The sequence below is a fragment of the Vibrio sp. PNB23_22_6 genome, from assembly GCF_052877535.1.
In genome coordinates, this window is the sequence record NZ_JBNFXP010000009.1 from 92755 (window position 1) to 106173 (window position 13419).

At 44.0% G+C, this 13419-nt stretch carries 12 protein-coding genes, 1 tRNA gene and 2 pseudogenes; 7 read left to right on the forward strand and 8 right to left on the reverse strand.

Annotation, left to right across the window (positions count from 1 at the left end):
* Positions 1–45 precede the first annotated feature (45 nt).
* The gene (locus tag ACVA54_RS09675; RefSeq protein WP_446596669.1) at positions 46–621 is read right to left on the reverse strand and encodes a sugar O-acetyltransferase; all 576 of its coding nucleotides are present in this window, start codon (positions 619–621) and stop codon (positions 46–48) included.
* A 109-nt stretch (positions 622–730) separates the two neighbouring features.
* Positions 731–1129 carry an OsmC family protein gene (locus ACVA54_RS09680; RefSeq protein WP_099078289.1) on the reverse strand — a complete coding sequence of 133 codons (399 nt, stop codon included), beginning with the start codon at positions 1127–1129 and terminating at the stop codon, positions 731–733.
* Between the two features lie 186 nt (positions 1130–1315).
* On the opposite strand from ACVA54_RS09680, the gene msrB reads away from it, so the two are divergent.
* Positions 1316–2458, forward strand: coding sequence for a peptide-methionine (R)-S-oxide reductase MsrB (gene msrB / locus ACVA54_RS09685; RefSeq protein ID WP_119464301.1), 1143 nt, complete (start codon positions 1316–1318; stop codon positions 2456–2458).
* 134 nt (positions 2459–2592) lie between these two features.
* Positions 2593–2766, forward strand: a complete 174-nt coding sequence (locus tag ACVA54_RS09690) for a DUF2256 domain-containing protein (RefSeq protein WP_446649558.1) — start codon at positions 2593–2595, stop codon at positions 2764–2766.
* Positions 2767–2792: 26 nt separating this feature from the next.
* Here the strand turns inward: ACVA54_RS09690 and ACVA54_RS09695 are convergent, their stop codons facing one another.
* Genes ACVA54_RS09695 through ACVA54_RS09705 form a run of 3 tightly spaced genes read right to left on the reverse strand, consistent with a single transcriptional unit; the run spans position 2793 to position 6399 of the window.
* Entirely contained in the window at positions 2793–3500 is a 708-nt protein-coding gene (locus ACVA54_RS09695; RefSeq protein ID WP_446617376.1) for an SDR family oxidoreductase, read from the reverse strand.
* Positions 3500–5044, reverse strand: a complete 1545-nt coding sequence (locus ACVA54_RS09700; RefSeq protein ID WP_446608895.1) for a cryptochrome/photolyase family protein — start codon at positions 5042–5044, stop codon at positions 3500–3502. Before ACVA54_RS09700 ends, ACVA54_RS09695 begins: the two co-directional genes overlap by 1 nt.
* Positions 5045–5055: 11 nt before the next feature.
* A complete protein-coding gene (locus ACVA54_RS09705; RefSeq protein ID WP_446649559.1) occupies positions 5056–6399 on the reverse strand; it encodes a DASH family cryptochrome in 1344 nt (447 codons plus the stop codon).
* Positions 6400–6463: 64 nt separating this feature from the next.
* Between ACVA54_RS09705 and ACVA54_RS09710 the strand changes: the two are divergent.
* Positions 6464–6763 (forward strand): annotated as a pseudogene (locus ACVA54_RS09710) (GGDEF domain-containing protein); the annotation flags it as partial.
* Positions 6764–6833: 70 nt separating this feature from the next.
* On the opposite strand, the gene ACVA54_RS09715 reads toward ACVA54_RS09710, so the two are convergent.
* The gene (locus tag ACVA54_RS09715) at positions 6834–7409 is read right to left on the reverse strand and encodes a hypothetical protein (RefSeq protein WP_172438053.1); all 576 of its coding nucleotides are present in this window, start codon (positions 7407–7409) and stop codon (positions 6834–6836) included.
* Positions 7410–7582: 173 nt separating this feature from the next.
* Here ACVA54_RS09715 and ACVA54_RS09720 point away from each other — a divergent pair, with 173 nt between their 5' ends.
* Positions 7583–9139 carry a DUF3612 domain-containing protein gene (locus ACVA54_RS09720; protein ID WP_446642285.1) on the forward strand — a complete coding sequence of 519 codons (1557 nt, stop codon included), beginning with the start codon at positions 7583–7585 and terminating at the stop codon, positions 9137–9139.
* 289 nt (positions 9140–9428) lie between these two features.
* Here the strand turns inward: ACVA54_RS09720 and ACVA54_RS09725 are convergent, their stop codons facing one another.
* Positions 9429–10781 carry a diguanylate cyclase gene (locus ACVA54_RS09725; RefSeq protein WP_099078297.1) on the reverse strand — a complete coding sequence of 451 codons (1353 nt, stop codon included), beginning with the start codon at positions 10779–10781 and terminating at the stop codon, positions 9429–9431.
* Between the two features lie 141 nt (positions 10782–10922).
* Here ACVA54_RS09725 and ACVA54_RS09730 point away from each other — a divergent pair, with 141 nt between their 5' ends.
* A complete protein-coding gene (locus ACVA54_RS09730; protein WP_099078298.1) occupies positions 10923–11525 on the forward strand; it encodes an alpha-ketoglutarate-dependent dioxygenase AlkB family protein in 603 nt (200 codons plus the stop codon).
* 120 nt (positions 11526–11645) lie between these two features.
* Here ACVA54_RS09730 and ACVA54_RS09735 read toward each other — a convergent pair.
* Positions 11646–12047, reverse strand: a pseudogene (locus ACVA54_RS09735) (nucleoside transporter C-terminal domain-containing protein); the annotation flags it as partial.
* A 644-nt stretch (positions 12048–12691) separates the two neighbouring features.
* On the opposite strand from ACVA54_RS09735, the gene ACVA54_RS09740 reads away from it, so the two are divergent.
* Positions 12692–12775: transfer RNA gene (locus tag ACVA54_RS09740), tRNA-Leu, on the forward strand.
* 30 nt (positions 12776–12805) lie between these two features.
* The gene (locus ACVA54_RS09745) at positions 12806–13417 is read left to right on the forward strand and encodes a DUF2913 family protein (RefSeq protein ID WP_099078299.1); all 612 of its coding nucleotides are present in this window, start codon (positions 12806–12808) and stop codon (positions 13415–13417) included.
* Positions 13418–13419 lie beyond the last annotated feature (2 nt).

The following is a 13419-nucleotide window of genomic DNA, read 5'->3' on the forward strand; positions in this document are numbered from 1 at the left end:
GGCATTATATTTCCAATCTACGCATGTTCTACATAATTTTGCGCGCTATTCAGGTGCAGCATTTAACGAGTTCTCTTGATCCAGACGACGAATCAACTTGGCAGGCGTGCCGCCGTAAAGGCAGTCTGGTGGGACATCACTGTTTACCACTGAGTTAGCTGCAATGACTGAGCGAGCACCAATGGTCACGCCTTGGTTGATCACCGAGTTGCCACCAATCCAGACACTATCTTCGATTGTGATCGGCTTACAAAACGTTTCCCACTTGAGTCGACTGCGGTAATCCAGAGAGTGCGAAGCGGTATAAAACTGAACACTAGGGCCGATAAGAACGTGGCTACCGATGGTGATTTTGGCTCCATCAAGCATCACCACGTTCATGTTGATAAAAGTCTGCTCGCCGATCTCAATGGTTTTACCAAATTCACAATGAAATGGTGGTTGAATATAGCTATTTCCCACCTTGCCTAGTAGCTCTGCTTGTAAGGTAATACGCTCTTCGGCATCGGTGCTGCTATTCAACTTGAGTAACGTTTTGGTTGCATTCGTACGAATCGCATCAATCTCTTCGTCTCCACCATCAAAGACTTGCCCAGACATCATTTTTTCTAATTCGGTCACTGGATTATTCCTACAACTTTTGACGTTAATAGAGTAATGCAAAATATTGATAAAAAAAGAGAAAAGCTCGCGCTTTTCTCTTTCCTATTTTGTGATTTTGCAAAGGGGTTTATACAATTTCCCAACTATGAGTCATCTCTACGCCTTTACCGAGCATCAAACACACTGAGCAGTATTTCTCTAGTGAATCTGCCGCTACTTTAGCTACGATTTCGGAGTCTAGGTCTTCCCCTGAAACTTCAAAGTGGATATTCACTTGTGTAAAAATTCGCGGTGCTGTTTCACGGCGCTCCGTTGTAAGCTTTGCGTTAACAGAAGTAACTTTTTGACCCGCCGTTTTCAAACCATCAACAACGTCTACAGAACTGCAACCACCAGCAGCCATTAATACCATTTCCATTGGGCTTGGTGCCGTTGCGCCGCCGTTGCCATCCATCACCACTGAATGACCAGATTGAGACTGACCAAGGAACTTAAAGCCTTCTACCCATTTAACTTCTGCTTGCATGGTTTCCCTCATATTGCTATCCAACTCACCGACTCTACTTTCGCTCGATGAGTGCTTGTTTCGTGCCGTTACTGTAACTTTCTGGTCAAAAAGGGCAAAGGAATTTTCAACAACACTGCAATTTTTTCACGCCTTATCCTGTCTTGTTACGTAATACTGATAACGAAACTAACGTTTGAGGCTGCTATGAAGAAAGTATCTAAGTTGCTGTGGGCATTCGCTTTGGTTACTCCTGTCCTGCTTATTCTACTCAGCAAAGTGGGGACTGCCGACACCATGGGTAAAGCCAACGCATCGAGCACTACCGACATTGCGACATTAGCGGGTGGTTGCTTTTGGTGTACTGAATCGGATTTAGAACAATTGCCGGGAGTATTGGACGTTGTGTCTGGTTATTCAGGTGGTGATTTAGCAAACCCGACCTATCGCCAAGTCTCTTCGGGAAAGTCTGGCCATATTGAAGTCATCGAAGTGAAGTTTAACCCTAACGTAGTGAGTTACGAGCAAGTGCTAGATTATTTCTTCCGTCATATCGATCCTACGGACGACAAAGGCTCATTTGTCGATCGTGGTTCTCAATATCGCCCTGCAATTTTCTACCATAATGCAGAGCAAAAGCAGATTGCCGAGCAATTTATGATGGAAATCAATAAAGCAATGATCTATCCAAAGCCACTCAAAACAGAACTGATCGCGTTTGAAAAATTTTACCCCGCAGAAACGTATCATCAAGATTACTACAAAAAGAGTAGCTTGAAATATAAGTACTATCGCTACGCATCTGGCCGAGACAAATACTTAGATAAAGTTTTTGGTGACGATCGCCAAGAGAATCCCAAAACACTACGTCAGCTTATTGAAGAACAGGAATTACAAACCAAAGTAAAGGTTTACACTAAACCCTCCGACAAAGAGATTAAGGCAAAACTGACCGAGCTACAGTACTACGTCACCCAAGAAGAGGGAACAGAGCGTCCTTTTGACAACAAGTACTGGGACAACAAGGCAGCCGGAATATACGTTGATATTGTGTCTGGTGAGCCACTTTTCTCATCTACCGACAAGTACAAATCAGGCACTGGCTGGCCAAGCTTTACTCGACCAATTAACCCAGCTTACATCGTCGAGAAGACCGACTTTAAATTGGTCTACCCTCGCACCGAGATCCGCAGTAAATTTGGTGATTCTCACATTGGTCACGTATTTAAAGACGGTCCAAAACCAACCGGGTTACGTTACTGCATGAACTCCGCTGCGATGGAGTTTATCCCTGTCAACAAGATGGCGAGCCTAGGTTACGGCGATTACCTGTATTTATTCGATAAATAGCCTCATGCTACAGGTAGCCACTCCTAACAAGTAGCACTACTCAACAAATAGCTATACTCAACAAACAGCTACACTCGACTAAAATCAAGCGGTATCAAGCAAGGTGAAACCAAGAGGAGTGAACAATCAGAGCGATGAAAGGTTTTAAGTCCAATCTGCCGATAAAGGTTTGTCTTGTGTGTAAACGCCCATTTTCTTGGCGAAAGAAGTGGGCGCGAAATTGGGAAGAGATCATTTATTGTTCTGAGCGTTGTCGAAGAAGTAAAAACAAAGAAAATGTAGGGCACTCGCCCATCGTCTCTTTTTGATTCTAACTTTTAAAGGCCCTGATCTTTTACCAAGGTAATAACGTGCCATCATAAGCCCAAAATGCCCCGCTATCTTGAGGGGTTGAGTTTTCTATCAAGCTCAATAAATCATTTGCCACACGTTCTGGTGTAAACAACTGACCCTCAGGCACATTCGCTTGAAATGGGGCTGATAAGGCGGTATCCGTCGTACCTGGATGAAGTGAAAGCACCGTGCCATGTTTGACCATTCGATGCCATTCTATCGACATGGTTTTAAGGAACATGTTTAACGCCGCTTTTGATGCGCGGTAGCTGTACCAACCGCCTAGTTGATTATCTCCTATGCTGCCGACTTTGGCCGATATGGTGGAAAATTTGGGCGCGGCACTGCGTTTTAGCTTGGGTGTAAAGTATTTCGCTAACAGCAAACTCGGCAGAGTATTCACAGCAATGGTGAGATGGAAAAAATCCGCATCGAGCGCATTAAGGTTCTTCTCTGGGCCTTTATCTTGAGTGTGCAACATACCCACGCAGTTCACTAACCAATCAACTTGTTCAATTTGCTCACTGAGCGCTTTGACTTGGGCATCTTGCGTCACATCCACTTGATACCAGATAACATGAGGATGCGACCAACTGGGCTTTTGATTGCGGTACGTTGCGTGCAACCGAGCATGAGGAAAACGAGCCGCTGCTTGTTGCACCATCGCCAAACCAATTCCACCATTACCACCGACGATGAGTATTTCCATCACAAGTTCTCCGCGTTTTCTATGTAGTGTTCTGCGGTATCCAGTATCGCTTGACGTTGCTGCTCTTCCATATTGTCCCAAGAGCGATAAATCATCCTAATTCGTGGGTGGGTTGCTAAACGTTTATCGTGTTTGTTCATAAAGCGCCAATATAAGCTATTGAATGGACAGGAGCCTTCACCGCTACGTGCTTTGTTGTCATAATGGCAGCCCTTGCAGTAATCGCTCATTTTGTTGATGTAAGAACCACTCGCCGCATAGGGTTTTGTGCCAACAATGCCACCATCAGCAAATAGCGCCATCCCTCGCGTATTCGGCATTTCTACCCATTCAATGGCATCGACATAGATGCCGAGGTACCACTCATCCACTTGATCGGGGTCGACTTCCGTTAGCAAACAAAAATTACCCGTGACCATCAAACGTTGGATGTGGTGCGCATAGGCATAATCTAGCGACTGCCCAATTGCGTTTCGCATGCACGCCATTTTCGTTTCGCCATTCCAGAAGAAGTTGGGCAGCTTTCTTTCTGCTCCCAATTCGTTCTTTTTCTGGTAAGCAGGCATGTTTGCCCAGTAAACGCCGCGAATGTATTCCCGCCAGCCTAGTATCTGTCGTACAAAACCCTCAACTTGAGAGATATCAATATCAGCGTTGGAATGAAATGCCTTGAGTGACGCATCAATCACTTCTTTGGGGTGCAGCAGCTTGCTATTAAGCGAGAAAGAAATCCGACTGTGATACAAGCTCCACTTAGCATCATGCTTCCCCGTCATCGCGTCTTGAAAGCGACCAAACAGTGGTAAACAGACTTTGCAAAAATGAGCGAGTAAGGACAAGCTTTGCGCGCGATTGATCGGCCAGATCAAATCCCCCCCAAGGTTGCCTATTGTTTTGATGTTATGTCGCGCTAACCGATCAGTAATCACACTCACATCAGTACTAAACATCAAGGGATGTGGCAGTTGTTCAATGTCTTTGGCTTTGAGCTTGTTTCGGTTATTAGCGTCGTAATTCCATTTCCCTCCTAACGGTTTGCCATCTTGCATCAAGATATTAAAACGCTTACGCATGCGGCGGTAAAAGTGCTCCATCATGATGTGCTTACCTTGCGGAAACTGTGATTCAATCTCTTCAAAAGGTAATAAAAAGTGTTCAGTATCAACGCATCGCGTCACAACCCCTTCAATCTTGAGTCTCGTTAACTGTTCCAAAAGTCGGTATTCATCTGGGCGTTGATATTCAAACTTGATTGCACCAACGTCACTCACATAATGCTGTAAGAGTTGCTCTAGAGCATCGAAAGGCTGGGTGTCATCTAAAGAAAGATACAAGACCTGATGACCCTCGCTTTGGCGCTCTTTTGCAAACAGTTCCATTGCAGAGATGAACGCACACACTTTTTGAATATGGTGCGTCACGTAGGTATTCTCTTGCTTAAGCTCTGCAATCAGGTAGAGGATGCTTTCGTCAGGTTGTTTAAACCAAGAATGCTCACTGTTGAGTTGATCGCCCAAAACCAATCGTACGGCTTCAAATTGCATTACGGCTTCTCCTAGGACGAGGTTTTTTCTTGGCTTTCCATCACGATAGGCCAATCGACCATGTCCACGCTGTCCAACTGGGCGCCAGCACAACGGCCTTGCCATCGGTCAATAAATTCCATATATGGGTCATACATCTGCGTCTGTTTTTCGAGGTTGAATTGTCGTGACCCTCGCGGATCGGCTCCGACTCCAGCCAGGTATTGCCAATTTCCCCAGTTCGATGCCACATCGTAGTCGATCAGTTGTGATTCAAAATATGCTGCGCCATAGCGCCAATCAAGGCCAAGTTCGTGCACCAAACAACTTGCAACCAATTGCCTGCCACGATTCGACATGTAGCCCGTTTCATTGAGTTGGTGCATACAAGCGTTTACGATAGGGAAAGGCGTTTCACCTTTCTTCCATTGCAAAAAGCGATGCGCATAAAATGTGGTAAGCGGCGGCTGGTTTCGAATACCAGCAAATTGAAAAAGTTGCTTTCCGTATCTGCGAGCATACCAATAGAAATACTCACGCCAAAGAAGTTCGAAATAAATCCAATAGGTAGAGTCATTCGCTCCATTGAGACATTCATAGTGCTTCAGCATTGCGAAAATGGTCCTCGGTGAAATACAGCCATGTGCTAGCCAAGGAGAGAATTTCGTTGAGTTGTCTATACCATCAAGACTGTTACGAGTGTCTTTATATTGACTCGCCAATGACGAAAAAAAGTATCGTTCACAATGTATCAGCCCAGCCCGCTCACCACCTTTTAGCCACGCTGATTTGCTTTCCTCATCCGAGCTTAATAAGACAAGCCAATCTAATTCAGGAGGTGGTGGGGGAAGCGATTTAACCATTTCATCGGGTAACTTGACCTTTTGCTTCTCGGTCTTTTTTCGAAACTGAGTAAAGGTCTTGGGCAATGCATCGAGAGTAAAGGGGAGCTGCACAATGTTGAACAAACTACGATTATGATGTTGAACGACACAAATGTGCGGACATTGAGTTCTGATGGTTTGGATCACACTTTGCTCATCAGAAGAAGGAACTGCATCTACATAAAGGTGCGTTACACCTGACTGCTTAATGGCGTGGATGATCGCCACTCGCGGCTCCCATACCGTTGTAAATAATCGCTGCCCAAACCCAATAAGAGATTTATCTAAATCATGTAATGATTGCTCTAAAAATTGTTGTTTTACCCGACCAAACTCACGCTCTTGCGCAAAGTGTGCCAAAAAAGGCGTAATTTTAGGCAAACAATACAGACAAATGAGCTTTTCTACTTCTGAGGATGCATGTTGCAGCAATCGATTATCATGAACTCTCAAATCATTTGTAAACCAGTACAGACCCACCTTAATGCTCACAAGACACTCCTTGCTTTACATGAAACCATATTCCAACTTTTCTTACGAATCTCACTGAGTCACGATCAGAAAAAGCTGTCGAGATGGTATTAGTGCCTACCGCTTTGGCGGGGAAGAATTTGCGTTGATTGTACCAAACAAGTCGTTTCGCATTGGTTTCAAGTACGCAGACAGACTGCGGCGAATGATTGAAAAATTACGCGTCACCGATAAACGCTCTGGCACACAGGTACAAAGCATCACTGCGTCATTTGGCGTGGCAGAGTACCAAATCGTTGATACGCTAGAATCGCTGATTAATAAAGCTGATAAACAATTCTATGAAGCCAAACAGCTAAGCCGGAACCGTGTCATGCCCGTCTAAACGGCTTTTTCAAAACACAAACCCCCAAGCTTATGCTTGGGGGTTTGTTATTCTGACTCTTGAATGTAAATTAATCCATTCTGTAACAGTAACTTAAAAAGTAATCTTCACCATTTTTAGCCGTATATTCTTTATCTTCACTGCACGCCATTGGTTTGCCTTTCTTATCGCCTTTAATAAGACTAATCCAGTGACGCATCGCCGTTGTTGCATTGCCCGTTAGCTCTGGGCTGAATGTCGTACGTGTTTCGAGTTGGATGTCATTGATATCCATTAGCTCAATACATCCCGTGCCTTTATGACAACCAAACAGCACTTCAACATGACTGCCTGACTCGTCTTTAAACAAAATGGATTTTGGGTCTTCTTTTTCACCCGTATAAGCCACAAAGTGTTTTGGGCTTTTCAGGCCACTATGGGTTCCATCTTTAAAGAAAACCAGCACATGTCGGTAATCAATCACATAGCTTGAAACATCTTGGTGTGACCCTTTTTCCAACGGAAACATACGGTCGAGTAGTTGCTTCGCTTTCACCTGTTTCTCACTCTGCTGCTCAGCACTTACCGCTTCGACGGCAAATACAGCTTCAGCGATAAACGGACGTTGTTGTTGGGTTTCTTTTTTATCGAAGTTCAGCATATTCATCGTCATATCCTCGTACTTAACACACTAGTTAGAGTAAAAACTTAAAACTGACGTTTAAGTTTCAGGCAAATTTGTGAAGTGGAGAGTAAATTTCTTTGCCTGCTTATTATGAAGACTAGCGAAATATTGACTACAATTTCACAACAAAAATTTTACAGTGTGAATTTTACAAAATGTCTGTGTCAAAAAGCCTCATTCGCCAATCTCACTTCTTAGGGACGAAGATTCGTAACTTAAGGAAAAATAACCATTTAACGATGGAGGATTTGTCTGCGCGTTGTGTAAGAATTAATCCGGAGTACGCACCATCCGTTTCGTACCTTTCGATGATAGAACGAGGAAAGCGGGTTCCTAGCGTCGATATGCTAGAGGTGATTGCCGAAGTTTTTCAAAAAGAACCAGCTTGGTTTTTAGACGATGAGCCAGAGCTAGAAGCGATCACCCCTAACAAAGGCAATCGAGGTGGCATCAATGGCATGGCGTTAGAACCAAGCTTTTTGTTCTCTAACGATATTCTGCAAATTGCCATTCCTGAGATGCTTTCCCAAACGGGTATCACTGGCAGGCAGTTTGCCCACTTGTTAATTCGTGCTCACCAAGAAAACCACCAAAACCATTTCCCAGACTTAGAGCGTGCAGCAGAAGAGGTCGGATTGAAGCGCTTAAATTTATCAGTAGAAGATCTGATTGATATCGCTAAAAGTATGGGATTGAACATTCGTTGGGTAGAGCGAGCACCACAAGACGTCATTGATGAACTAGGCGTCAGCGCCAAGCAACTGGTAACCTCATTTATGGAAGCACCAGGCACCATTTACCTCAACAAGCTCATGCGTGACTACCCTACCCGGCTGAAATACGATCTTGCGGTTTATATTGGCCATCGAGTACTACACAGTAGTGATGGAATGAGCAACGTACTGTCCATCGGCCAACAAAACAACTGGGATCAACCTGACGGATCGGCATCAGACTCTGGTCTTAACTCTCAAGACATTTTGCAAGCATGGCGTGACTTTGAATCTAGTTTCTTTGCGGGGGCGTTATTGTGTCCGAAAGTACCTTTTCGCCAGTTACTTGACCGCTCAGGTTACGAAATCTCGGTACATAAAAAAGCGGGGGTTTCTCCCTCTGTCGCAATGCGACGTATGACGGTCGTATCCCCATACCCTCACTGGCACTATTTTGATGCTTATGGCCCGGGTAAATTAAAAGCGGTCTATCGCGGTAACGGTATCCCTCTACCGTGGGGAAACATGCGCACGGTTAACGATCCTTGTCAACACTGGGCGGTATTTAGACGGTTATCACAACCTCTTGATACCAGCTCTGCTCAAATTTCAATTTTAAACGTGGGGAATGAACCAAGGATATACTGTTGTGAGTCGATCAATATTGTTGACCCTGCTGGTAACAATCGTGTGTTGTGTGCGGGTATCGATCTTAATCCCGCTATCTCGGCTCAAGGAGGGGATGCGTTATCCATCGCAGAAGAACTCAAGTCACTGTGTGTCGCATCAGGGGGAAGTAGCGTAATTCCACCGCATATCAAAAAAGATCTCACCACCATCGCCAAAATCCTCAACATCAATTGGATTGAACGAGGAATTCAAACACAGGCAAGGTTAATTTGTTCTAGAGGCGCGGTGTGCCCAAGACAGCCAAGCTGTTATAGCAAATGTCATGAATCTGAAAACTCAGAGGGTGGTATTCAATCGATTGAACTGTAAAAAGAAAAAACGCCAACCACAATAAAGGTGATTGGCGATATATATCTGTGAACAATCTGTATTCACTAACAACGTCAGTTGGCTAGATGACCCTCGGCTTAATAAGGGTCAGTTAAGTAATTGCATTATACGTGCCAACTTTAAACTTGCGACACACCGTTCTTTTTCATGCACACTGTCGCTTTTTTAAGCAACAAGTTGCAATATGCAATTGCAAAATGCAATCGAGTATAAATATGCCACCAATGGCATTATTACTTATGCTTTTCTCAGCAAAATGATTTCCCCATTACTTATCCCTTCCCGCGACACGACGCTTTTGCCTGTACATCCAGTCATCAGCAATCTTCATCATCATTTCAGGGGACTCAATCTCAGAATCAAACACGGCATAACCCAAACTGGCTCTAAAGTAAATCTGTTGGCCGTCATATTTTACGGGTGTAGAGCACAGCGCCTTTCTGAGTTTATTTAAGAGTGCTCGAATATTTTCTTCCGTTTCGGGGTTGTGCACTAATACCAAAAATTCATCGCCTCCTACGCGCGCGACAATATCGGAACGACGTAGAGTACGCTTCACGCGCTGAGCACAAGCGATCAATACCTTGTCGCCAGCATCATGACCGAAAGTGTCATTGATATGTTTAAACTTATCCAGATCAATATTAATCAATGCAAAACTGTAGCGCTTCTTGTATCGCTGAGCGATTTCAAACTGCTGTTTATAAGATTGCATGAAATAGCGACGGTTAGGCAATTTAGTAAGCTCGTCGTGTAAGGCACGGCTATCTGCAATGCTATACAAGCGGTAGATGACGATCATCGCACAAATTAAGACCAATAAGATCGAATAACCAACTATTCGAGCCAAATTAAAAATATACCAAGGCACTTGGTTATCTGATTCACCATTAGAGTGTACTGCCATGAGCCACCCTCCGTTAGGAAAGTGAACCCTCTCTCTTCCATACACTTGTTTTGATTCATTGTGATCGCCAAAGAACACATCACCATACTGACCAAGGTTATCGTAACCTCTAATGGTTAAAGGGTATAAATACGAGAAATTCAGCACGCCAATATCTTGAAATAGCGCTTTTAAATCGATCGTCGCCCTGATGGACCCCCAGTAGTTCTTATTAATGGGAGGATCAAAAAATACTGGCACCTGCACAGTAAGGATCAGGTCGCCTTCTTTTAGGCTCACCGGGCCGGCGACAACAATGTCTTCAATCTCTCTGGCTTTTTCTTCCAGAATACGAGAATGCTCAGCAACAGCGCTCTCGTTGCCTTGTCTCGGATATGCTCGACGTAAAACCTCATTTTCTGCAATACCAATACTGATGATGTGTCGGCTTTTATCTAGAATGTGATTCACAATCCTATTCAGTTCATGATAATCATGCGTGGGCAGCAAAGTAATGGTCGCCGCAAGCGTACTGACCTTATAGATGTCAGCCATTAAAGAGGCTTCTAAGCTCGCTCCTAGAAGCGACAGTTGCTCTTTAGTTTTGACTTGCGTACGCTCTTGGCGCAGCTTGTTCTGGCTTTGATGCAACAGCTCTATCGTCGCAACACAGACCAAAATAAAAGTGGCAAAGAAAAGTACAAAATAGTGCTGCTTTTTGGGTGAATAAGACATGCGCCACCCCCCATAATTTGACACACAAAAGTGATAAGTATTCACCACAATTAAATAACTTACCTATAGTAATCATAACCAAAACCACTAATGGTGCGGGGAATTATTCCGCAATTTTATGACCAAAACAGGATGACCAATATGGATAAACAAGGTGATTTATTTGAAAGCTCATTTTGGCAAGATGTCAGTCATGGCAGAATCTACTACCAACCTGATTTTCTAAGCGAAATAGAAGCGGAGCACTATTTTTCTCGTTTGAGATCGACACTACCGTGGCATCAAGAACACATTATGATATTTGGTCGTTCGGTGCGTCAGCCACGTCTACAAGCTTGGTATGGTGATACTGCTTATACATACTCCGGCCTAACCATGCCCCCCTCCCCATTAACTCCAGATCTAAATGAGCTCAAAGTGCGCAGTGAAGCCGTTGCTCAAACCACATTCAACTCAGTGTTGGCCAATTTATATCGCAATGGACAAGATTCCATGGGGTGGCATCAAGACAATGAACCGGAGCTAGGAGCAAATCCCGTCATTGCCTCGCTAAGCTTGGGCGAAACCCGCCGTTTTGTGCTCAGAAATTTACATTGTAAAACTCAAATTGAATACGAACTTTCCCCCGGTTCTCTACTGATCATGGCCGGTGAGCTACAGCATCACTGGAAACATGCCGTGCCCAAAACAGCGAAACTTAAAGGTGAACGAATCAACCTTACTTTTAGGCACATAGTAACGTAACCCGTTGTTATGAGTTAAAACCGGCCACAAAGCAATAGGCCATATTGCTTACGTATTGATGAGATAAGAAAAAAAACGCCATATAGACGGGTTTTGTTCAAATATTTATTTGGCCATCACTTACAGCGAAATAAAGATACCGGCTAAGCAAGCATTCATTAAGTTTGCGAGTGTGCCCGCAGCTACCGCTTTTAGCCCCATGTTTGCCACATCTTTACGACGTTCAGGGGCAATCACACCGATAAAACCTAGCTGAATCGCAATCGAACCAATGTTCGCAAAACCACACAGCGTAAAAATAATAATTACTTGGGTATGTTGAGATAGCATCGCTTTGTGCTGTACACAGTCAATGAATGCTACGAACTCGTTCATTATCACCTTCTGACCAATGTATGAACCCGCCGCTAAAACTTCGTGACTAGGGACACCAATCAACCCCGCCAGAGGCGTAAATAGATAACCGAAAATCGCTTGTAGCGTAATGTCCGCAAAACCGAACATTTCACCAAGGTTTTCCAGTTGATTGAAGAACGACTCTCTTACAGCAGGAACGCACAACCTAATAGTGCAACAATACCAAATAGACTAAATAGAACACTCATGAATCGGACCTACTGAACATTGAAAAAGAAAGAAACGCCAAAGGAATTGGCACAAGAAAGGAACAACGTATCGAGTGGCAGCGCACTCGCAGATCCAAATTGGTGATAGAACGGATAGTTCGAGATCTTATTTTTTACCTTATACAAGCAATTGAACGTAGCTGGTCCGATCCGTGGGGTCATTCACTGCGGTCGAGATTAACACTCTGCCTGATCCATGTGGCGGCTTGTATGGGTAAGGGGCTTGAACAGCTATACCCTATTTCCCACTTAAACGGGACGCAAGTATAGTCAACAAAAAGAGAGTTTCATTATGTTTATTACGCAAACGTTCAAGCATTCAAGAATCAAGCAAAGATGCCATTCAAGGCCCATACTTGTATAAAAAGCAGGGCTTTAAGGTAAAACTGAGCCATGAACACCATTAAATTGAGTAATAAATACGCAATCAAACATCAAACACGAGAAATACGTAATTTTATTCTCGCCAATTGATGGATTTTGGATATACAATCTAACTCGCTTCTTTCGGAAGCCTCTGCTTACGCAGAGTATCATGATGCCGAGATGGTGAAATTGGTAGACACGCTAGCATGAGGTGCTAGTGCCTTAGGTGTGAGGGTTCGAGTCCCTCTCTCGGCACCATTATCTTTCCTAAGAGAAACCTAGAGTGTAATGCAAAGTTCTAAGCAGGCAAAACCATCCGCAGATGCTAACCAATTACTTAGCGAACTAGCGGTGCACGCCCTATTACACCTACACTTCAAAATCCACGCATCCTCGCGAAATCTTCCCCAAAAAGAGCGTAATGATCTGCTACAGAAGTGGCTTAAACCTAAGCTAAAAAGCAATCGCTACAAGCTGATTAAAAAGCCGTTAAAGTCATTAACTCAACAAGCAAAAGGGGAAAATGGTAACCTTGAAGTCTTGCTTGAGCGTTGTGTTGGTGCCGATAAACCGCGTAATCCGCAACCTCATCTCGACAGTTATTTACTTTTAATTAACGAAATCGAGAAAAAGTTAGGCACGACCGTATTGCTCTCTCGTCCTGAAGATGTCGACTTATCTCATGATCAACATGGTTGCTTATTGTGTGTGCTATCCGATAACTTAAACCAGCACTTCGACGACAATAATGCCCTAATTGCACCAATTTCGATGCTTTTCCGCGGACCTATGAGCCAACGCTCTTTGTTCCTAGGCAGTATTTATGCAAGCAACACCTTCAATTACGAAGTGCTGTACCAAGATGAACAGTTTGTGCGGATCACGCTAAAGTTAGCATGATC